General features: G+C 55.2%; 19 protein-coding genes and 1 pseudogene. 15 read left to right on the top strand and 5 right to left on the bottom strand.

The window, feature by feature from the left end; all coding sequences use genetic code 11:
- Positions 1-422 precede the first annotated feature (422 nt).
- Both LN244_RS11990 and LN244_RS11985 read right to left on the bottom strand, forming a co-directional pair.
- Positions 423-668 (bottom strand): hypothetical protein, encoded by a 246-nt coding sequence (locus LN244_RS11990; RefSeq protein WP_239040017.1) that lies wholly within the window; start codon positions 666-668, stop codon positions 423-425.
- A gap of 164 nt (positions 669-832) precedes the next feature.
- Entirely contained in the window at positions 833-2,248 is a 1,416-nt protein-coding gene (locus tag LN244_RS11985; protein ID WP_239040016.1) for a sigma-54 dependent transcriptional regulator, read from the bottom strand.
- Between the two features lie 225 nt (positions 2,249-2,473).
- On the opposite strand from LN244_RS11985, the gene LN244_RS11980 reads away from it, so the two are divergent.
- The 5 genes from LN244_RS11980 (at position 2,474) to LN244_RS11960 (ending at position 7,149) form a co-directional block, all read left to right on the top strand.
- On the top strand, positions 2,474-4,288 hold the full coding sequence (locus LN244_RS11980) for an ExeA family protein (protein ID WP_239040015.1): 1,815 nt from the start codon (positions 2,474-2,476) through the stop codon (positions 4,286-4,288).
- 9 nt (positions 4,289-4,297) lie between these two features.
- Complete coding sequence (locus LN244_RS11975; protein WP_239040014.1) at positions 4,298-4,969, top strand: general secretion pathway protein GspB; 672 nt, start codon at positions 4,298-4,300, stop codon at positions 4,967-4,969.
- A gap of 80 nt (positions 4,970-5,049) precedes the next feature.
- A complete protein-coding gene (locus tag LN244_RS11970; protein ID WP_239040013.1) occupies positions 5,050-5,448 on the top strand; it encodes an acyl-CoA thioesterase in 399 nt (132 codons plus the stop codon).
- Positions 5,449-5,491: 43 nt separating this feature from the next.
- Positions 5,492-6,520 carry an AI-2E family transporter gene (locus tag LN244_RS11965; RefSeq protein WP_239040012.1) on the top strand — a complete coding sequence of 343 codons (1,029 nt, stop codon included), beginning with the start codon at positions 5,492-5,494 and terminating at the stop codon, positions 6,518-6,520.
- A 77-nt stretch (positions 6,521-6,597) separates the two neighbouring features.
- Entirely contained in the window at positions 6,598-7,149 is a 552-nt protein-coding gene (locus LN244_RS11960) for a PH domain-containing protein (protein WP_239040011.1), read from the top strand.
- A 54-nt stretch (positions 7,150-7,203) separates the two neighbouring features.
- Here LN244_RS11960 and LN244_RS11955 read toward each other — a convergent pair.
- Together LN244_RS11955 and ahpC are read right to left on the bottom strand one after the other, a co-directional pair.
- Positions 7,204-7,599: pseudogene (locus LN244_RS11955) on the bottom strand (FAD-dependent oxidoreductase); the annotation flags it as partial.
- A 268-nt stretch (positions 7,600-7,867) separates the two neighbouring features.
- Positions 7,868-8,425 (bottom strand): alkyl hydroperoxide reductase subunit C, encoded by a 558-nt coding sequence (gene ahpC, locus LN244_RS11950; RefSeq protein ID WP_425542765.1) that lies wholly within the window; start codon positions 8,423-8,425, stop codon positions 7,868-7,870.
- Between the two features lie 245 nt (positions 8,426-8,670).
- Between ahpC and LN244_RS11945 the strand changes: the two genes are divergently transcribed.
- Positions 8,671-9,141: a Dps family protein gene (locus LN244_RS11945; protein ID WP_239040009.1), complete on the top strand. Its 471-nt coding sequence runs from the start codon at positions 8,671-8,673 to the stop codon at positions 9,139-9,141.
- A gap of 62 nt (positions 9,142-9,203) precedes the next feature.
- Here LN244_RS11945 and pyrC read toward each other — a convergent pair whose 3' ends face one another.
- Complete coding sequence (gene pyrC, locus LN244_RS11940; RefSeq protein ID WP_239040008.1) at positions 9,204-10,241, bottom strand: dihydroorotase; 1,038 nt, start codon at positions 10,239-10,241, stop codon at positions 9,204-9,206.
- A gap of 411 nt (positions 10,242-10,652) precedes the next feature.
- Between pyrC and LN244_RS11935 the strand changes: the two genes are divergently transcribed.
- From LN244_RS11935 to LN244_RS11895, 9 genes are all read left to right on the top strand, one after another.
- Positions 10,653-12,002 carry an MBL fold metallo-hydrolase gene (locus LN244_RS11935; RefSeq protein ID WP_239040007.1) on the top strand — a complete coding sequence of 450 codons (1,350 nt, stop codon included), beginning with the start codon at positions 10,653-10,655 and terminating at the stop codon, positions 12,000-12,002.
- A 92-nt stretch (positions 12,003-12,094) separates the two neighbouring features.
- Positions 12,095-12,235 (top strand): nucleotidyltransferase substrate binding protein, encoded by a 141-nt coding sequence (locus LN244_RS11930; RefSeq protein ID WP_239040006.1) that lies wholly within the window; start codon positions 12,095-12,097, stop codon positions 12,233-12,235.
- Positions 12,232-12,558 (top strand): nucleotidyltransferase family protein, encoded by a 327-nt coding sequence (locus LN244_RS11925; RefSeq protein WP_239040005.1) that lies wholly within the window; start codon positions 12,232-12,234, stop codon positions 12,556-12,558. Before LN244_RS11930 ends, LN244_RS11925 begins: the two co-directional genes overlap by 4 nt.
- A complete protein-coding gene (locus LN244_RS11920; RefSeq protein ID WP_239040004.1) occupies positions 12,555-13,919 on the top strand; it encodes a phosphohexomutase domain-containing protein in 1,365 nt (454 codons plus the stop codon). The genes LN244_RS11925 and LN244_RS11920 overlap by 4 nt, the downstream gene beginning before the upstream one ends.
- Before the next feature lie 74 nt (positions 13,920-13,993).
- A complete protein-coding gene (locus LN244_RS11915) occupies positions 13,994-15,763 on the top strand; it encodes an SLC13 family permease (RefSeq protein ID WP_239040003.1) in 1,770 nt (589 codons plus the stop codon).
- Between the two features lies 1 nt (position 15,764).
- Complete coding sequence (gene cysQ, locus LN244_RS11910) at positions 15,765-16,577, top strand: 3'(2'),5'-bisphosphate nucleotidase CysQ (RefSeq protein ID WP_275424683.1); 813 nt, start codon at positions 15,765-15,767, stop codon at positions 16,575-16,577.
- A 33-nt stretch (positions 16,578-16,610) separates the two neighbouring features.
- Entirely contained in the window at positions 16,611-17,510 is a 900-nt protein-coding gene (gene cysD / locus LN244_RS11905; protein ID WP_239040001.1) for a sulfate adenylyltransferase subunit CysD, read from the top strand.
- Entirely contained in the window at positions 17,510-19,411 is a 1,902-nt protein-coding gene (gene cysN / locus LN244_RS11900; RefSeq protein WP_239040000.1) for a sulfate adenylyltransferase subunit CysN, read from the top strand. Before cysD ends, cysN begins: the two co-directional genes overlap by 1 nt.
- Before the next feature lie 36 nt (positions 19,412-19,447).
- The gene (locus LN244_RS11895; protein ID WP_239039999.1) at positions 19,448-20,584 is read left to right on the top strand and encodes a dTDP-glucose 4,6-dehydratase; all 1,137 of its coding nucleotides are present in this window, start codon (positions 19,448-19,450) and stop codon (positions 20,582-20,584) included.

Below are 20,584 nucleotides of genomic sequence, written 5' to 3'. Positions count from 1 at the left end.
CGGCAACTGGTTAACCTCTGCAACATGTAAAGCTTTACAGATTTATACAGTTGATAAGTCTGAAAAGTGTTTACTTAATGCTCGGGGCAACCGTTTTTTCCAGCCGTATGTAAAGCCTTTATGACGATTGTTGTTGGTGGCCGATATTAACAGGGAGGGAATTTAAGGTTAAGAGGGGTATTTGCTGTTAAGTTTTTAAAGACTGAGTGTAAAATGGCTCAATAATCTTACAGTCTATAAATCGATAAGCTTAAATGTTAATTAAATGAAACACATTGGTTAGGTAATATTGTTAATTTATCTGTGTCTGTATTCAAGTGGGGACAGGGTTAATTAAAAAGTGTTTCACAAGATTTACATATTGCACTTGGCTGAATAGGGAAAACTTTTTAGATTTTTTTGCTATAAGACATGCGTGTTTACTACACGTGCCCGTCTTTAATGCGGTTGTTCTCATCCCAGAGCGTGATCATTCCAGGCACCGTATGCGTTTCTACAGAGGGGAAGGTGGGCTTGCGACGCCGCCAGGCGGTTGAGTATTCAGTGGCAGTCTCACGAGGCAGGTAGGCATGATCTTCGTCCGCCTGAGATAACAGGGCCTCCTGGGGGCTTTCCGGTTGGCTCCGGATGAGACGGTGATTGGTGAATGCCTTGCGCAAATGCTTCATGACAGCAGCCTCGCCTTGGTCCTGTGAATGCAGCAGTTTTCAGACCAGAAAACAGGGAGTCATTTTAATACAAGGAATTAGAAGAGATGAGGCGCCGCTTTTCGCGCATGAAAGAGTAAATCTGTAAGCCGTGAGCAACAGCAGACTGAGGGGGGCGCTCAGTCTCAGTGTTGTGGGGATTCCTTATGATGTTGCAGGTGATGTTTCTCCATCATTCGATAGAGCGTCACGCGTGAAACTTCGAGTACCTTGGCTGCCTTGGAAACGTTGTGATGGCACTGGGACAGGGTGTGCTCAATCACTACTCGTTCGGCCTCAGCACGGGCTTCTTCCAGTGTTTTAAGTGCTTCCTGAGAGGCGGCTTGAGGGAGCAGCATGCTGCTTTCCAGATTCAGGTCCTGCGGCGTGATCATCTGGTTATCGCTCATGATCATGCCGCGACGGACTCGGTTGATCATCTCACGCACGTTGCCCGGCCAGGCGTGACGGTTGATGGCGTCGATCGCTTCCTGAGTAAAACCTTTCAGCTGACCCTTCTGATCGCTGGCGAACTTGTTGAAAAAGAATCGGGCCAACAGTTCCTTGTCTTCGCCGCGGTCACGCAGTGGCGGCACCTTGATATTGAGTACGCTGAGTCGATAGAAGAGATCCTCTCGGAAGCGCCCCTCCTTGACCGCCTTTTCCAGGTCGATATTGGTGGCGGCGATTACCCGGGTATCAATTTCAAGGCTTTGATTGGAGCCCAAGCGTTCGATGGTGCCCTCCTGCAGGAAACGCAGCAAATGGGCCTGCAGGTTGGCAGCAAGGTCGCCGACTTCATCCAGAAACAACGAACCTTGATGAGCCGCCTCAATGCGGCCTAACCGGCGCTGGCTGGCGCCGGTAAAGGCGCCTTTTTCATAGCCGAAAAGCTCTGACTGAATCAGGCTTTCCGGCAAGGCACCGCAGTTGACGGCGATAAAGGGATGCTCCTGACGGTTCGAGCGCTGATGGATCGCGCGCGCGATCAGCTCCTTGCCGGTACCACTCTCGCCCGTAATCAGTACAGTGGCATCTGTTTGAGCCACCTTTCGGATCTGCTCGAAGATATCCAGCATCTGTGGGCTTGAGCCGACCATTTCGAAGGGGTTGTCATCGTCGAGCTTGCGGCTTTCCAGATGTTGCAGGTGGTAAAGACCATAGGCATGCCCGAGGATGATCGCCAGATGGTCAATGTTGTTCCCGAGGGGCAAAGAGCAGTAATCGTAAAAATTTTCGAACAGCATTCGGCGCAGGCTGACGTCCTGAAGCTGCTCAGGCCAGATAGCGGCTATCCAGGCAATCTGGTGATGTTGCTGGAAAAAATGAATCAAGGCTTCATTGTTCGACCTTTCGCTCCAGTCGAAGCAGGCCAGCCCGACGATAAACGGTTCCGCTTGAAGCAGGCTTTCCGCTTCCGACAGGCTTTCGGTTTTATACAAGCGCCAGCCCTGCAAACTGGCGGGTGACAATTCAGGGTGAGGTCGACTTGACAGGTCGATCAGTATGAGGGGGCGTTCCGTCTCTGGATATTTTCTCTCCTTGGTGTCGTGAGTATTCATCTGCGTCACCTTGCTGGTTTACAACCCAGTTCAGAGCTTGGACTAGACTATTAAAAATTGTAGTCACTCTTGGCAGAGTATGGCTGTATTAATAATCAACCAAATGTTTGAATGCCTGCATCATATTCATGTTGATTCATGTTTATTACAGCTGAATCCTCCCTCCGTCCTGAAAAAAAGCCACTATAGTTAATCCAGGTTGGCAGCCAACAGGCGGGCATGTATATGTACTGTGAATATTTTGGTCTGCGCGAGCCGCCTTTTTCAATCGCGCCCAATCCGCGCTATCTCTACATGAGTGAGCAGCATGAAGAGGCCTTGTCTCACCTGCTGTACGGTATTGATGCCGATGGCGGCTTCATTCTGCTGACGGGGGAGGTGGGTACCGGCAAGACGACCTTGTCACGGCGCCTGATTGAGCAACTGCCCGACACGACGGACTTTGCGCTCATTTTAAATCCTCACCTTCAGCCGGTGGAACTGTTGCAGGCGGTGTGTGACGAACTGCGCCTGACGCCTGATCCTGAGCGCCCCTTGTCGATGAAATCCCTGTGCGACTGTATTTATCGGTATCTGCTCCAGCAGCACGCCTGTGGTCGGAATACATTGCTCATTATTGATGAGGGGCAGCAACTCCCGTTTGAATCTCTGGAGCAACTGCGTCTGCTGACCAACCTTGAAACCAGTGATGCCAAGCTGCTCAAGGTTGTGCTGCTGGGACAACCCGAGCTGCTTCAGCGACTGGCGCAGGACGATCTGCGCCAGTTGTCTCAGCGGATCAGTGCCCGCTTCCACCTGGGGCCTCTGGCCGAGGCCGATCTGCCGCACTACATTCACCACCGGTTGCAGATCGCCGGCTTGAGTCGCCCCGTGTTTCCTCCGGCAACGCTCAAATACCTCTATCGCCTGTCTTCGGGCCTGCCGCGCATCATCAACCAGATCTGTGACCGCGCACTTTTGGGGACCTATGTGCAGACCCGCAATGAAGTCAGCGTAGAGACGCTGGAAAAGGCTGCCCGTGAGGTGCTGGGGAATGTCGAGCCGATGCCGGTTGCCGCCAGTGGACGTCGCCCGCTGTACTTATGGCTGTTGATCGCGTCGCTGGTCGGGCTCTTGGGATGGGGCGCGGGGCTTGCGGCCTCGATGGTGGTTTCAGGCCAGTGGGAGTGGCAACCCCTGGAGCAGGACGCGGAAGTGATAACAAAGATGACAGACGCGGAGCGCCTGGCGATGAGAGCACAGCTTTTTCCCTGGGAGAAAGTGGCCAATCATCAACCGGCTGATGTCGTGCCTCAGGAGGATGAACCTGACGACGAACCGGAAACGAGAGTGGCCGTTAGTCAGCCAGCTCTGATCCCGGTCGCTGCAGAAACGCTTGAGGGCAATCTTGCCGCAGCGCAGCCGCTGGAACAGGTCCAAAGCTGGGAGGATATGCGGCTCTGGACTCCACCGGATGATCCGGATCTGGCACAGGTGCAGGCGTTCAGGGGCTTGTTTCAGCGTTGGCAGTTCGACTATGACCCGCGAAAAGAGCCAGTCGTCTGTGATTTCGCCGAGCGTCAGAGGCTGGGCTGCCTGACGCTGGAAGGGGAGCTGCAGTTGCTGGAACGGCTGGATCGTCCGGCTGTCGTTACGCTGAAGTACCAGCAGCACACCTATGCGGCCCTGCTGATGTCGCTGACACAGGATGAGGCACAGTTGCGCGTCAACACCGAAGTTCGCAGGGTGTCACGAAGCCTGCTGCAGTCACTGTGGGGCGGACAGTTCACACTGCTCTGGCAGTATCCCCCCGGATACCATCAACCGCTCTGGCCCGGTGCCAGAGGGGACGAGGTGGCCTGGCTCAACCAGCAGCTCAGCCTGCAGCTGGATGGACGTGCTGATGCCCCTTTGAAGTCCCGCTATGACGCCGAACTCTATCTGCGAGTAAAGGCATTTCAGCAGCAGCAAGGGCTGGAAGTGGATGGTGTGGCGGGTCCCTTGACGCTGATTCAGCTTAACAGCCTGGTGCTGGCCGAGCTGCCAAGACTGCGCAGCTAGGAGGCGTTCATGTCCTATATTCATGATGCTCTCAAAGCCTCTTCCGAGCAGCGCAAGGCTGCTCAGGGAACACCAGAGCCTGCCTCCGAACCGGCACCGCTTGAGGTGACGCAGCGCCGACGTGGCTGGTCGCCGGGTCTTGTTCTGCTCATTCTGTTGCTTGGGCTGCTGCTGTACTGGTTCTGGCGCACGCCCGTGCAGCAACCGGAGGACTCGGTTGACAGGGTTCAGCCTGCGGCAGCGAAGACTGAACCGGTAGCGGCCGCGCAGGACGAGCCTGACTTGAGCGGTGTAAAGATCGCCATCCGCACGCCCGCGGTCACCGCCGCTCCCCGTCGAGCGGAGGCTCCGGCACGTGCGGAGAGTCCCGATACTGCCCCCTCAGGACCGCCGACAGCGGCGGCATCTGTTGAATCGCCCCCTGCAGCGTCCGACCCCGGACCCTACGCGGACCTGCCTTATTTGCGCCAGTTACCGGTCGATCAGCAGCGCGAGCTTCAGGAGATTCGCTTTACGGTGCATATCTATTCGGACGAACCCGGTTCAAGGCTGGTCAAGTATGATGGCAGGGTCTTGAGGGAGGGGGATTTTGTTCGTCCAGGACTGAGGATTGAGGCGATCATTCCGCGTGGTGTCGTGCTGCAGTTTCGGCAAACCCGCTTCAAGGTTCCCGCGCTTTGAAAACGGCATCAGCGGCTAGATCAGATGTCATCTGAGGCTGGTATACTCCGCGCCTGATTTCAGAGACAGGTAGTATCCGTATGTTTTCCACCATGATTTCCCCGGCGTTTTACGATACCGATGGGCTGGGGCATATCAACAACACCCGTGTTCCTCAGTGGTTCGAGGCGGCGCGTAACGAACTCTTCCGGATCTTTACCCCTGATCTCGATATGAAAAAATGGCAGTTGATCATGGCGCGCATCGAGGTGGATTACCTGGCTGAGCTGTTCTATGGACGCAATGTCGAAGTGCGTACCTTTGTCTGCAAGATAGGCAACAGTTCGTTCACCGTATTGCAGGAAGCCTGGCAGGGTGACAAGCTCGCAGCCCGAGGCAAGGCATTCATGGTACGGTATGATTTTGCCAATGGGCGAGCCATGAGCCTGACCGATGAGCAAAAGGCCAGCCTCGAGGTACATTTCAAGGCCGACACATGATGTACAACCCTGTTTGATAATGACTGGATCACAAGGAGCGTCCATGTCCGAGTCCAACCCCGTAAGTTTTTCAACCGGTTTCAAATGGCTGCTCGGACTGGCGTCGCTGGTGGTCATTCTGGGAGCGCTCAAAATCGCCGAGGCGGTGGTGGTGCCCATGCTGCTGGCGGTCTTTATCGCCATCATCTGCGCACCGCCGCTGGCGTGGATGACCTCCCATCGGGTCCCGCCCTGGCTGGCGATCATGCTGCTGGTGTTTGTCTTGATGATCTTCAGCTGGGTGCTGGTGCTCTTTGTCGGGTCGGCCATCGACACCTTTACCCTGAGACTGCCGACTTATCAGGCGAGGCTGCAGGATGAGGCGGTCAAGCTGCTGCCTTATCTGGAGCGGCTGGGTTTGCCCGTCACCCGTGAACAGCTCCTCAACCACTTCAACCCCGGCTCGGTGATGCGGTTGGCGGGCAATGCGCTGACCAATCTGGGCGGGCTGCTGACCGATCTCATGCTGATCGTGTTCGTAGTGATCTTCCTGCTGCTGGAAGCCACCCTGTTGGGTGACAAACTGCACAAGGCACTCCCCAATGCCGAGCATTCGTTGAATCAGGCCGGTGATTTCGTACGCAAGGTCAACAAATATCTAGTCATCAAAACCACGGTCAGTCTGGCGACTGGCTGCCTGATCACCCTGTGGCTATGGATTCTCGGTGTGGACTTTGCGCCTCTGTGGGGGCTGGTCGCCGCGCTGATGAACTTCATCCCCAATGTGGGTTCGATCATTGCTGCCGTACCCGCCATTCTGCTCTCGGTCGTACAGCTGGGCCTTGGCGATGCGGCGCTGGTCGCGGCCGGCTATATCGCGGTTAACGTGTTGATGGGCAACGTGCTTGAGCCGCGCTACATGGGGTCGGGACTGGGGCTTTCGCCACTGGTCGTGTTCCTGTCCTTGATGGTGTGGGGATGGCTGTTTGGCCCTGCCGGTATGTTCCTGTCGATCCCGCTGACCATGATTGCCAAGATTGCACTGGAACAGAACCCGTCGACCCGCTGGGTTGCCATCATGCTGGGTAACTGACATTTTTTGAATAAACCCTTAGGGCGATCATGGGGTGATCGCTCCGTCAGATGAAGGGGGCTGTGAAGGATTCACCCATGTTGCCAACCGAAAAAGTGCTGCTTGAAATCAAACGCTCGCCGCTGGCGCTGGGCGCAGGCCTGAGGGACCTGACCATTGCGCTGGCAATAGGCTGGCTGGGCTGGCGTGTAATGGCGCCAGTGCCGTTCTGGGACAGCTGGTGGCTGGTCACCGAGTATCGCAAGCTGGCAACTCGCTTCCTGTGGGAAGGAGCCGGTATTCCGGCCAGCTGGATCGCGGCTGCGCTGGGGCTGGTGGCGCTTTGGATCGGCCTGAGTGCCTTGCGCCAACTGGTGACCGAAGTGAGCCGTCGCTATCGGCTGACCGGCCAACGGGTGCTCGCGCACAGCGGAGTACTGGGGCGCAGGGTTGATCAGCTCTACCTGCTCAGTATCGACGGTGTCTCTCTGGAGCAGAGCCTGTTCGGACGTCTGTTCGGCCATGCCAGCCTGATCGTGGCCGGTCGCGGCAATAACCACATTCGCTTTGACTTTGTTCGTCGGCCTGATGAGGTCAGAGACAAGATCGACCGCTGTGTGCTGGCACGTCGCAACCGGACGAAGACATAAAAAAACCGCCCCGAAGGGCGGCAAAATCAGCGTGTCGATGAAGAGAGAGTTGAATCAGTTGCGGATCAGGTGATCGAACGCACCCAGCGCGGCGGTCGCGCCTGACCCCATCGAAATGATGATCTGCTTGTACGGCGTGTGGGTCACGTCGCCGGCGGCAAATACACCCGGCATGGAGGTGGCGCCGTGGCCGTCGATGACGATCTCGCCGCGCTCGGTCAGTTCCAGCGTGTCCTTGAGCCATTCGCTGTTCGGCACCAGACCGATCTGAACGAAGATACCGGCCACGTCCAGTACGTGTGTCTCGTCGGTACGGCGATCCTTGTACTTCAGTCCGATCACCTTGTTGCCGTCGCCCAGCACTTCAGTGGTCATCGCCTGCTTGATGATGGTCACGTTGGGCAGGGACTCGGCCTTCTTCACCAGTACATCGTCGGCGCGCAGGGTGTCCAGCTCCAATTCGATCAGCTCGCCTTTCCTCAGTTTGGCTGCGGACTGCTCGGTGATGACCTCAACCTCGTACGTCCTTGACGTGCTGCTCCTGCAGCTCGGCATCGGCCTTGGACGGGTGGCCACCGGCCTGCAACAGGGCCAGTACCAGCGAGGTGAATTCGTGGCCCATGGGGACACCGGCAAAACTGACGCGCGCAGCTTCACCGGTTCTGGCAATGGCCAGGCTCGGCTTGCTGCGGGCGTCGCCGGCGGGGTGAATCGGGTCTTAGATCTTGCCAACCAGATCCAGAGACGGTGCCAGAGTGGCTTCGCCTTCTTTCCACTTCGCCGGGCACACTTCACCCGGGTGAGAGGCCACGTACTGAGCGGCTTTCACCTTGCGCATCAGGTCGTCAGCGTCACGGCCAATACCTTCGGCCGTGATCTCAACCGCCTGGATGATGCCTTCCGGATCGATCAGGAAAGTCGCGCGGTCTGCCAGGCCCAGGCCTTCACGCATCACACCGAAGTTGTTGGTGATGGTGCCGGTCTGGTCGCCAACCATGTAGTAGTTGATCTTGCCGATGGTGTCGGACGTATCGTGCCATGCCTTGTGGGTGAAGTGCGTGTCGGTGGACACGGAGAAGACTTCAACGCCCAGCTTCTGCAGCTCTTCGTACTTGTCAGCCAGGTCACCCAGCTCGGTCGGGCAAACAAAAGTAAAGTCGGCCGGGTAGAAGAAGAAGACAGCCCACTTGCCTTTCACGTCTGCTTCGGTGATTTCAACGAACTCACCCTGTTTGAACGCAGTTGCTTTGAACGGTTTAATCTCGGTGTTAACGATACCCATTGTGATTTCTCCTGAACTCGATTGAGTGGAACGCTTGAAAACAGGACCCATACTAGCGCTGGCGCTGAAAGTCATGAAATTAATTAAACCTAATAATTTGATAGATTTAGTCAATGAATGTCCCGCCTGAACAATAATAGAAAGCCTTTATGACGTTGATAGGAGGATTCACTTGGAATCGACGCTGTGGTCTGAACTAAGCTGAAGGCTGAATTGGGCCACAACGTAGGAGGCAACACATGCAGACCAATCGCATCGGTTTGGATACGGAAAAATCCACACAGCTGGCAAAGCGCCTGAACGAGCTGCTCGCCAACTACCAGATCTTCTACATGAACGTGCGCGGTTATCACTGGAATGTGCGCGGCCCCGAGTTCTTCGAGTTACATGTCAAGTTCGAGGAACAGTACAACGATCTGCTGTTGAAAGTGGACGAAATCGCCGAGCGTATCCTGACTCTGAGTCAGCAGCCGGTTCATGCCTTCAGTGACTATCTGGAATACAGCTCCATTCGAGAGGCAAAGGATGTGCATGAAGGCAAGGCCTGTGTGCAGGGTTTGCTGGATGGCTACAAAACACTGATCGGTATGCAGCGTGAGATCATGGAACTGGCGGGTGATGCGGACGACGAGGGTACCGCGACGCTGATGAGTGACTACATCACCCAGCAGGAGAAAACCGTGTGGATGTTCAGCGCCTGGATGGGATAAGCCAGGATGCTTCGATGGATATGAAAAAGGCGCCCTGGGGCGCCTTTCTTGCGTTTGGATGATCAGCCTTCCAGCTTCCAGCGCAGCGTTTCACCGGCGCGCAGCGGCACGATGATGTCACTGCCAAACGGCATCTCCGCCGGAACCTGCCACTCCTGCTTCACCAGCGTGACCGTATCGGTGTTACGCGGCAGGCCATAGAAGTCGGCACCATAATGGCTGGCAAAGCCTTCCAGTTTGTCGAGAATGCCCAAGTCTTCGAAGATCTCGGCGTACAGCTCAATGGCGGCATAGGCGCTGTAGCAGCCGGCGCAACCACAGGCGTTTTCCTTGGCGCCTTTGGCGTGAGGGGCCGAGTCGGTACCCAGGAAGAACTTCTTGCTGCCGCTGACAACCGCATCCTGCAGCGCCTGCTGGTGTACGTTGCGCTTCAGAATCGGCAGGCAGAACAGGTGGGGGCGGATACCGCCGACCAGCATGTGGTTACGGTTGTACGCCAGGTGCTGAACCGTGATGGTCGCACCCACGTTGTCACCGTGGGCATTGACGAACTCGGCTGCATCCCTGGTGGTGATATGTTCAACCACCAGCTTCATGTTCGGGTGACGGCCTGCCAGCGGGGTCAGAATCTCATCTAGAAACTGCTTCTCACGATCAAAAATATCCACGTGGTTGTGGGTCACCTCACCGTGTACCAGCAGCGGCATACCCGCTTCGTCCAGGGCTTCACAGATCGCATCCAGCTTGCCCAGGTCCGTGACACCTGAATCGGAGTTGGTGGTCGCTCCGGCCGGATACAGCTTTACGGCTGCCACTTTGCCGGTGGCCTTGGCTGCTGCAATCATCTCCGGCGACGTGTTGTCCGTCAGGTAAAGCGTCATCAACGGATCAAAATCACAGCCTTCGGGCACCTCGGCCAGAATGCGCTCACGGTAGGCCAGAGCCTGCTCGGCATCGGTCACGGGCGGTCTGAGGTTTGGCATTACGATGGCGCGGCCCATCTGGCGGGCAGTGGCGGGTACAACATGCTGCAGCACCTCGCCATCACGCAGATGCAGGTGCCAGTCGTCGGGTCGGGTTATAGTCAGGCGTTCAGTCATCATAATGTCCAGATAGTACGATTTGATGCCGCCAGTATAGCGGATTCACCTGCTTCGTCCGAATGGTTCGTCCAAATGGAACAGGCCAGCAATACTGCTTGTGCGAAATAATCAGGTCGACCAGTGACACGAGATGGTCGGTGAGAAGGGTATTCCGGTGGATCAGAGCGACATCGGTATAGCGGTGAAACAGGGTATTTAAAACTCTGGCTTGATCTGTATTATGGTTGCCCTTGTCCGTAGGCACGGACACTGGGTAAAGCTGTTATCATAGCGCGGTTTTGGCCCTGTCACTGGCAGGGAATAAAAGGAAGGTAGGGATACTTTCCATCGAGAAAACAGAAGGGTTTTGAGGATCGCCCGAGGCAACCTCCGGGCGGTAGCGTGGTTAATCCGCACGAGGCAAAGGATATGCCCTATCAGCGAATCGAACACCACGGTGCACGCTCCGGCGTGACCGGTTCCTGTCACCAGTTACACATTGATGCCGATACCAGCCTGCTGATCGACTGCGGGTTGTTTCAGGGAGCGGAAGCGCAGCGTCAGTCACAGGCAGACCCGCACACCATCGACTTCGATATTAGAAGCGTACGCGCACTGGTGGCCACTCATGTACACATCGACCATGTGGGGCGCATCCCCTGGTTGCTGGCGGCGGGGTTCAAGGGGCCGATCATCTGTTCGCAACCTTCGGCACGCCTGTTGCCGCTGGTGCTGGAAGATGCCTTCAAACTGGGCATCAGCCGTGAAAGCGACAATGTCAAACGCTATCTGGCGAGGGTTGAGCAACAGATCATTGCGCTGCCTTACCGGCAGTGGTTCACGCTGGTCGATACTGCGGAAAACCGGATTAAGATCCGTTTGCAGCGAGCCGGGCATATCCTGGGCTCGGCTTACGTGGAGATCGACTGCAACGGTGAACGGATCGTCTTTTCCGGTGACCTGGGTGCCAGTCATACGCCGTTGCTGCCCGCACCCGAGCCACCAGAGCGAGCCGATGTGCTGGTGCTGGAAAGCACCTACGGTGACCGCAACCATGACGATCGCGAGACACGCAAGTATAGACTCAAGGGCGCGATAGACCGGGCGCTGCGCAACCAGGGCAGTGTGCTGATACCGGCATTCAGTATCGGCCGCACCCAGGAACTGTTATACGAGCTGGACGAGATCCTTGAGGGCCAGCTGCCGGTGATCCTCGATTCGCCCTTGGCCAGCCGCTTTACGGCCGCCTACCGCGAACTCAAACCCTTTTGGGACGAGGAGGCGCATGACCGGTTGCGGCAGGGCCACAAGCCCCTGGCATTCGATACCTTGATCACTGTCGATAGCCATGAGGAACACATCAAAATGGTGCGCCACCTGTCCGCTACAGGCCGCCCGGCCATTGTCATTGCCGGCAGCGGCATGTGCAACGCCGGACGTATCGTCAACTATCTCAAGACGATGCTGGGTGACGAGCGTCATGATGTGCTCTTTGTCGGTTATCAGGCAGAGGGTACGCCGGGGCGGGATATTCAGACCTATGGCCCACGCAAGGGATATGTCGAGCTGGAGGGTGAGCGCTATGACATTCGCGCGAACATCGACACCATCGGTGGATATTCAGCCCATGCCGATCAGCAGGGACTGGTGAGCTTCGTCAAGGGCATGCGGCACAAGCCGAGGGAGATTCGGCTGGTGCATGGGGACAAGGGCGCGAAGCAGGCGTTGAAAGAAGCGTTGGTAGTGGCAGATATGAGCAATACAGAGTTTAAAATATGACCGCGCAAGACATCCGCTGGCATCAGCGCTACCAACAGTAGTGCAACGCTTTCACACTGCTTGAACAGGCTATCCGCATCCAGCAGCCCAGCGTGGTCGAGCGTGCCGGCATTATCACTACACACACCTACAACGAAGCAACCGCCATCGTCGTTGAGCAGAAAATCCGCGATGACGACTATCCGCTGCTGGTGCAATTGCGTGATCGATTCGCAGGTATACTCAACTCATGAGCTTGGAACAGCAAACCGGCCTCACGGCACGCGACTTGGAACTGATCGCCCAGGCCGCCGCACGTGAGCCTGAAATCGAGCACCTGATTTTGTTTGGCTCCCGCGCCAAAGGCAACTATCGCAAAGGCTCAGACGTTGACCTGGCCGTGCAGGGCGCAGGTGTCACCTATGACAGCATCACAACCCTGGCCGAGCAGCTTAATGAAGTAGCACCGCTGCCCTACATGTTTAACGTACTGGACTACAACACCCTGGCAGAACCGGCAATCAAAGTACATATCGACCGCGTAGGGATCGAGATTTACACAAGGACCAACACATGACCCAACTCACCTGCTTCAAAGCCTACGACATTCGTGGCCAACTGGGCACCGAACTCAATGAAGGCATCGCCTACCGTATTGGCCGTGCCTATGCCCAATACCTGAATGCGAAAAAAGTTGTGGTCGGCGGTGATGTACGTGCCACCAGTGAAGCACTAAAGCAGGCCTTGGCACAGGGCATAATGGATGCCGGTTGTGACGTGATCGATCTGGGTATGACCGGCACTGAAGAAGTCTACTTTGCCGCATTCCATCTGGATGTAGACGGCGGCATCGAAGTTACCGCCAGCCACAACCCCGTCGACTTCAACGGCATGAAGCTGGTTAAACGCGATGCTCAGCCGATCAGTGGCGACAGCGGCTTGAAAGAGATTCAGCAGCTGGCTGAACAACAAGAGTTCACCAAGCCAGAGCATACCGGTCAAATCAGCAAGCTAAACCTGCGACAGGCGTACCTGCAGCACCTGCTGACCTACATTGATGTGCAGCAGCTCAAGCCATTGAAGCTGGTCGTCAATGCCGGTAACGGGGCCGCCGGGCCGGTGATCGATGCGCTTGAGGCTGAACTGAAACAGCGTGGTGTACCGATCACCTTTATCAAAGTACACCACCAGCCCGACCCGACCTTCCCCAACGGTATTCCAAACCCGCTACTGGTGGAAAACCGTGATGCCACCGCCCAAGCTGCTGTCGAACACAAGGCCGATATGGGTATCGCCTGGGATGGCGACTTTGACCGCTGCTTCCTGTTTGACGAACAGGGCCAATTCATCGAAGGCTACTACATCGTAGGCCTGCTGGCCGAGGCCTTCCTGAAAAAACACCCCGGCGAAAAGATCATTCACGACCCACGCCTGACATGGAACACCATCGACATCTGCCAACAATACGGTGGCCACGCGATTCAGAGCAAAACCGGCCATGCCTTCATTAAAGAGCGCATGCGCAAGGAAAACGCCATCTACGGCGGTGAAATGAGTGCTCACCACTACTTCCGCGACTTCGCCTATTGCGACAGCGGCATGATCCCCTGGTTACTGGTGGCCGAGCTAATCAGCACCGAGAACAAACCACTCTCGCAACTTATCCACCAGCGCCAGCAAGCCTACCCCTGTAGTGGCGAAATCAACTTCAAGGTGGCGGACGTTAAGGCCTGTATCCAGAAGGTTAAAGCTCACTTTGCGGCTCAAAACCCGTTAATCGATGAAACGGATGGTTTGAGTATGGAGTTTGCCAACTGGCGGATGAATATTCGTGGGTCGAATACTGAGCCGTTGTTGAGGTTGAATGTTGAGAGTTTAGTAAATGATGAAGTGATTAAAAGTGCCCTAAGTAATGTTAAAAAACTGATACTGGCATAAGCATGAGTCTCACTAGCAAGATACCGCTGTGGCCTCTTCAATGTTAGAAATGGGATATTGAGGCTCATCTACGCATGTTTGAAGCCTATCTGACTCTAGCTCTGGTGTTCGCAGTATTGGTACTACTGGCGACCACTCGGCTGCCTGCTGATGTGATCCTCGTTGCGGCTCTGGGCTGTTTAATGATTACTGGTATTCTGACGCCAGCGGAGGCGCTGAATGGCTTTTCCAATCCTGGTGTGATGACCATTGCCGTGCTGTATGTGATTGCGGCCGGGTTAAAGGATACCGGTGCCATTCAATACATTGCGCACGGACTGCTGGGGCAGCCGCGTACTACCCGTCAGGCGCAGGGGCGACTTTTGCTACCGGCTTCACTTCTGAGTGCGTTTATGAACAATACGGCCGTGGTAGCCATGCTGATACCAGCTGTTCAAGACTGGAGTCAGCGCATTCGCATCTCATCGTCAAAACTGCTATTGCCGCTGAGTTATGCCGCTATCATGGGTGGCACGCTTACGCTGATCGGCACCAGCACCAACCTGGTTGTGGATGGTTTGCTGCAACAACAGAAAGGCGTTGCGCTGGGCATGTTTGAGTTGGCGTGGCTGGGTGTACCGATTGTATTGGTCGGTGGCAGCTTCTTGATCCTGTTCGGTAATCGGTTGTTGCCCAGTCGCCAAGGCGCGGTTGAGCAATTGAGCCGGGCACGTGAATACGAGGTGGAGGTAGAGATTGCCCAGAATAGCCCGTTGATCGGTAAAACCATTGCAGAAGCGGGTTTGCGCAGTCTGACCTACACCTATTTGGCGGAAATAGAGCGCCGTGGCAAACGACTGCCAGCCGTAGATCCGGACACCTTGCTGGAAGCTGGCGACGTTTTATTCTTCATTGGTGCCTCAGAGGGCGCCAATGAGCTGCGCAAAATACACGGCTTGCAACCCGCCAGTGAAGCGGTGCAAAAACTGAATATGGCCCATCACCAGCGCCATCTGGTGGAAGCGGTGGTGGGGCCGGATTTCCCCGCACTGGGCAAAACCATCAGGGAATCAGCGTTCCGTACTCGTTACAAGGCAGTGATTCTGTCTGTCTCGCGGGGTGGATCACGACTGCAGGGCAAACTGGGTGATATCCACTTCAATGTTGGTGATACGTTGTTGATGGAAGCCGGTGAAAACTTTGTAGAGCAATACCGCTTCCGCCGGGATTTTTTGTTGGTTAGCTTGCTTAACAACTCGACACCCCCGGATTTTCGTAAGGCGCCGATAGCGCTTGGCTGGTTAGTGTTTTTGATCGGCGTAAGTACAACTGGGCTGCTTAGCATTCTTGAAGCCGCATTGATTGCGACGGGTGGCATGCTCTTGACACGCTGCGTGACAGCCAGTCGTGGTCGTGGGGCTATCGATCTGAGTGTCCTATTGGTCATAGCGGCATCCTTTGCACTGGGTATGGCCATGACCAAAACCGGTGCCGCACAAATACTGGCGGATCTTATTCTGGGTGGAGCAGGCACCACCATGTCACCCTGGGAGGTATTGGCGCTGGTGTATCTGATGACCGTTATATTTACAGAGATGATCACCAATAATGCAGCCGCAGTACTGATGTTTCCGGTTGCCATGGCAGTAGCCGATCAACTCGGCGCAAGTTTTATGCCCTTTGCCATTGCCGTGATGTTCGCAGCATCGGCCAGTTTTATTACGCCCTTGGGATACCAAACCAACTTAATGGTCTATGGTCCCGGTGGTTACAAAATGGTGGACTACCTGCGAATCGGTTTGCCATTAAGCCTGTTGACCGGTGCAACCGCTATTGGGCTGATACCTTTGATATGGAGCTTTTGATGTGTCGATAAATATCCAATCTGTCATTAGCCTGGCAAAACAAGCCGGGGACAACATCATGCGCATCTATCAACAGGACTTTGATATTTACGACAAGACTGACTCAAGCCCGCTGACCGAGGCAGACTTGACCTCTCATCACTGCATTGTACAGGGCCTGGCTGAGTTAACGCCGGATATCCCGGTATTATCAGAAGAGTCTACCGGCAATGAAAATACAGAACGGCTAAGTTGGTCGCGCTACTGGCTGATTGATCCATTGGACGGCACCAAAGAATTCATCAAGAAAAACGGTGAATTTACCGTCAATATCGCATTAATTTACAACCACCGCCCCGTGCTGGGCGTAGTCTACGTTCCAGCCAAACACATTACCTATTATGGCGAAGTCGGGCAGGGTGCATTCAAACAGACACGCACGGAAACCAGCCAGATCAGTCCGGCTGCAATCCCCGAAGATAATGGCACTTGGCGTATAGTGGGCAGCCGTTCACACCAATCTGATGCCTTTAAAGCGTTTGCCTCAGCGCTGCCCAACACCGAAATTGTCGCCATGGGTAGTTCGCTCAAGTTGTGTCTGGTGGCCGAAGGTGCTGCCGACTTGTATCCTCGCTTGGGGCCAACCAGCGAGTGGGATACGGCCGCCGCCCAAGCAGTGGTTGAAGCGGCGGGTGGCCAGGTACTGGAGTACCCCTCATTGCAGCCGTTAAGGTACAACACTCGGGCCGATACACTGTTGAACCCCTGGTTCATTGTCTGTACAGCACCCGCGCCACTTTGGGCTAAGCCATTAACAGCTGCAGCCAGCGCCTAAGCCCTGTCACAGTTTTAAAATCAGGAAAACACGATGTCACTGACTCACCTGCAACGGCTGGAAGCCGAAAGCATCCACATCATGCGTGAGGTTGTCGCTGAAGCGGAAAACCCCGTTATGCTGTATTCCATTGGCAAAGACAGTGCTGTCATGCTGCACTTGGCAATGAAAGCCTTTGCGCCCTCGGTACCGCCGTTTCCGCTGTTGCACGTTGATACCCGCTGGAAGTTTCGCGAGATGTACGAGTTTCGCGACCGCATGGCGAAAGAAGTGGGTATGGATTTGCTGGTGCATATCAATCCGGAAGCTATCGAAAAGGACATTAACCCCTTTACCCATGGCTCGGCTATTCACACCGACATCACCAAAACAGAGGGCCTGAAGCAGGCGTTGGATAAATATGGCTTTGATGCTGCTTTTGGCGGGGCCCGCCGTGACGAAGAAAAGTCTCGCGCCAAGGAGCGTATATTTTCGTTCCGCACGGCGCAGCATCGCTGGGACCCCAAAAGTCAGCGTCCTGAGCTGTGGAAGCTCTATAACGCCCGCAAGCATAAGGGCGAAAGCATCCGTGTGTTCCCACTTTCCAACTGGACCGAGCTGGATATCTGGCAGTACATCTTCCTGGAAAATATTCCCATCGTGCCTCTGTATTATGCTGCCGTGCGTCCTGTAGTAGAACGTGATGGCACCTTGATCATGGTAGATGACGACCGCATGCCGCTAAAACAGGGCGAGAAGCCTGAGCTGCGCAAGGTCCGTTTCCGTACATTGGGGTGCTACCCGCTGACTGGTGCCGTCGAATCTGAAGCCGATACTCTGCCGGCCATTATTCAGGAAATGCTGCTGACCAAAACGTCTGAACGCCAAGGGCGTGTCATCGACCACGATTCCGCCGCATCCATGGAGAAGAAAAAGCAGGAGGGCTATTTCTGATGGCACACGTATCCGAATTGATCAGTACCGATATCGAAGAGTACCTCAAGGCTCATGAAAACAAGGGACTGCTGCGCTTCATCACCTGTGGCAGCGTAGACGACGGCAAGAGTACCCTGATCGGCCGCTTGCTGTATGAATCCAAGATGCTGTTTGAAGACCAACTCAGCGCCATCGAAGCTGACTCGAAAAAATACGGCACCCAGGGCGATGAGATCGATTTTGCCCTGCTGGTTGATGGTTTGGCTGCAGAGCGCGAGCAGGGCATAACCATTGATGTGGCCTATCGCTTCTTTTCCACCGACCGCCGCAAGTTCATTGTGGCCGACACCCCGGGGCACGAACAATACACCCGCAACATGGTCACCGGTGCCTCTACCGCCGATGCTGCAATACTGATGGTGGATGCGCGTAAAGGCATCTTGACCCAGACGCGCCGCCACAGCTATCTGATGTCCCTGATCGGCATTCGTCACATTGTGGTCGCCATTAATAAGATGGATCTGGTGGGGTATTCTCAGGATACCTACAACGCGATCATTGCCGAGTACAGCGCTTTCGCTCGTGAGCTGGGGTTGGAGGATGTCACCTACATCCCAATGTCCGCGTTCAAGGGGGATAATATCGTCAACCATGGTGATAACATGCCCTGGTATCAGGGCACCACGCTGATGTCCTACCTGGAAAGCGTGGAGGTCGACGATGAACGTCTGCAGCGTGGTCCCTTCCGTATGCCCGTACAGTGGGTGAACCGTCCCAATCTGGATTTCCGTGGCTTTGCCGGCACCATCGCAAGCGGCGTGATTAAACCCGGCGATGCAGTCCGAGTACAGCCATCGGGTAAAACCAGTACGGTGGCCCGTATCGTTACTCATAACGGTGATTTGGGACAAGCTGTTGCTGGCCAATCGATTACTCTGACATTGGCAGACGAGATCGACATTTCCCGTGGTGATGTGATCTCGGCTGTTAATGCACCGGCACAAACCGCTGATCAGTTTGATGCCAATATTGTATGGATGCATGAGGAACCCATGCTGCCGGGCCGCCCCTATCTGATGAAAATCGGCACCCGCACCGTGACGGCACAGATCAGCGCTATTAAACACCAGCTCAATATCAACACACTGGAAAAGCAGCCCGCCAGGCAGTTGGAACTAAACGCCATTGGTGAATGTAACCTGAGTCTGGACCGTGCCATCGCCTTTGATGCCTATAAGGACAACCAGGACACAGGTGGCTTTATCCTGATCGACCGCCTGACCAATAATACCGTTGGGGCGGGCATGCTGAATTTCGCCCTGCGTCGCAGCCAGAATATCCATATGCAACATCTGGATGTGGACAAGGCTGTCCGAGCGGCTGCCAAGCGGCAGAAGCCTTGCGTGCTATGGTTTACCGGCCTATCCGGCGCAGGTAAATCCACAATTGCCAACTTGGTGGAAAAGAAACTTCACGCCATGGGCCACCATACCTATTTGCTGGATGGTGACAACGTCCGCCACGGCCTGAATAAAGACCTGGGCTTTACCGATGCCGACAGGGTGGAAAACATCCGCCGTGTGGCAGAAGTTGCGAAACTTATGGTGGATGCCGGGCTGATTGTGATTACCGCCTTTATCTCACCCTTCCGATCAGAACGCCGGATGGCACGTGATTTGTTTGGAGAAGGTGAGTTTATAGAAGTGTTCATCGATACGCCTTTGCAAGTAGCAGAACAGCGCGACCCTAAGGGGCTGTATAAAAAAGCCCGGCGCGGCGATTTGAAAAACTTTACCGGTGTTGATTCAGCCTATGAAGCGCCAGATAACGCAGAAGTAAAAATTGATACGGTTACAACGAGTCAAGAAGCTGCAGCCGATCACTTGGTAAATCTTCTTACTATGAATAATCTGGGATGATGGCTGTTTTTTGCTTTACAGAGAGAACTATCTGATATGAAACTCCTCGTCACCGGCGGTGCCGGCTTTATCGGCTCGGCGGTTATCCGTCATATCATCCAGAAGACTCAGGATAGCGCCGTCAACGTTGACAAGCTCACCTATGCAGGCAACCTGGAAAACCTGAGTGAAGTCGACAGCTCCGATCGCTACGCTTTCGAGCAGGTGGATATATGCAACCGTGCCGAGCTGGAGCGCGTATTTGCTGAGCATCAGCCGGATGCCATCATGCATTTGGCAGCTGAAAGCCATGTAGACCGCTCCATCGATGGACCAGCCGCCTTCATCGAAACCAACATCGTTGGCACCTACACACTGTTGGAAGTGGCGCGCAATTACTGGCAGGGGCTGGATGACGCCCGCAAGCAGGCGTTCCGCTTCCACCATATCAGCACCGATGAAGTCTACGGAGACCTCCCACACCCGGCTGATACCAATCCTGTAAGCGCAAGCTTACCAGCCCACGATACTAAAGTTTCTGTACGAGCGAGCTTATCAGCTCGCGATAATGACCTGCCGCTATTCATCGAAACCACCGCCTACGCACCCAGTAGCCCCTATTCAGCCAGCAAGGCCAGCTCAGACCACCTGGTACGTGCCTGGATGCGCACCTACGGCTTCCCGGTACTGGTGACCAACTGCTCCAACAACTACGGTCCCTACCACTTCCCGGAAAAGCTGGTGCCGTTGATGATCCTCAACGCACTGGAAGGCAAGCCGCTGCCGGTCTACGGCAAGGGCGACCAGATCCGCGACTGGCTCTATGTAGAAGACCACGCCCGGGCACTGTATAAGGTCGTTACCGAGGGTAAGGTGGGCGAAACCTACAACATTGGTGGCCATAACGAAAAGCAGAACATCGACGTGGTACACACCATCTGCGATATCCTGCAAGAACTGGCCCCGGCTGCAACCCACTACCGGGACCTGATCACACACGTACAAGACCGCCCCGGCCACGACCGCCGCTACGCCATCGACGCAAGCAAAATTCAGCACGAACTGGGCTGGCAACCTGAAGAAACCTTCGAGTCCGGCATTCGTAAAACTGTGCAGTGGTATCTCGACAACCTGGAATGGTGCCGCCGCGTACAGGATGGCTCCTACCAGCGTGAGCGCCTTGGGCAGCTCTGA

Origin of the sequence: Marinobacterium sediminicola, from assembly GCF_022343685.1 — a bacterium.
Taxonomy (GTDB): domain Bacteria; phylum Pseudomonadota; class Gammaproteobacteria; order Pseudomonadales; family Balneatricaceae; genus Marinobacterium; species Marinobacterium sediminicola.
Note: the sequence above shows the minus strand (reverse complement) of the source record. Positions and strands in the feature narration are given on the sequence as shown.

What these genes read in the sequence shown, in the direction of transcription:
- LN244_RS11985 (WP_239040016.1), bottom strand. Translation starts at nt 2,248, where the DNA reads ATGAATACTCACGACACCAAGGAGAGAAAATATCCAGAGACGGAACGC.
- LN244_RS11970 (WP_239040013.1), top strand. Translation starts at nt 5,050, where the DNA reads ATGTTTTCCACCATGATTTCCCCGGCGTTTTACGATACCGATGGGCTG.
- LN244_RS11960 (WP_239040011.1), top strand. Translation starts at nt 6,598, where the DNA reads ATGTTGCCAACCGAAAAAGTGCTGCTTGAAATCAAACGCTCGCCGCTG.
- LN244_RS11915 (WP_239040003.1), top strand. Translation starts at nt 13,994, where the DNA reads ATGTTTGAAGCCTATCTGACTCTAGCTCTGGTGTTCGCAGTATTGGTA.
- LN244_RS11965 (WP_239040012.1), top strand. Translation starts at nt 5,492, where the DNA reads ATGTCCGAGTCCAACCCCGTAAGTTTTTCAACCGGTTTCAAATGGCTG.
- LN244_RS11935 (WP_239040007.1), top strand. Translation starts at nt 10,653, where the DNA reads ATGCCCTATCAGCGAATCGAACACCACGGTGCACGCTCCGGCGTGACC.
- pyrC (WP_239040008.1), bottom strand. Translation starts at nt 10,241, where the DNA reads ATGACTGAACGCCTGACTATAACCCGACCCGACGACTGGCACCTGCAT.
- LN244_RS11920 (WP_239040004.1), top strand. Translation starts at nt 12,555, where the DNA reads ATGACCCAACTCACCTGCTTCAAAGCCTACGACATTCGTGGCCAACTG.
- cysD (WP_239040001.1), top strand. Translation starts at nt 16,611, where the DNA reads ATGTCACTGACTCACCTGCAACGGCTGGAAGCCGAAAGCATCCACATC.
- LN244_RS11980 (WP_239040015.1), top strand. Translation starts at nt 2,474, where the DNA reads ATGTACTGTGAATATTTTGGTCTGCGCGAGCCGCCTTTTTCAATCGCG.
- LN244_RS11925 (WP_239040005.1), top strand. Translation starts at nt 12,232, where the DNA reads ATGAGCTTGGAACAGCAAACCGGCCTCACGGCACGCGACTTGGAACTG.
- LN244_RS11945 (WP_239040009.1), top strand. Translation starts at nt 8,671, where the DNA reads ATGCAGACCAATCGCATCGGTTTGGATACGGAAAAATCCACACAGCTG.
- cysN (WP_239040000.1), top strand. Translation starts at nt 17,510, where the DNA reads ATGGCACACGTATCCGAATTGATCAGTACCGATATCGAAGAGTACCTC.
- LN244_RS11895 (WP_239039999.1), top strand. Translation starts at nt 19,448, where the DNA reads ATGAAACTCCTCGTCACCGGCGGTGCCGGCTTTATCGGCTCGGCGGTT.
- LN244_RS11990 (WP_239040017.1), bottom strand. Translation starts at nt 668, where the DNA reads ATGAAGCATTTGCGCAAGGCATTCACCAATCACCGTCTCATCCGGAGC.
- LN244_RS11975 (WP_239040014.1), top strand. Translation starts at nt 4,298, where the DNA reads ATGTCCTATATTCATGATGCTCTCAAAGCCTCTTCCGAGCAGCGCAAG.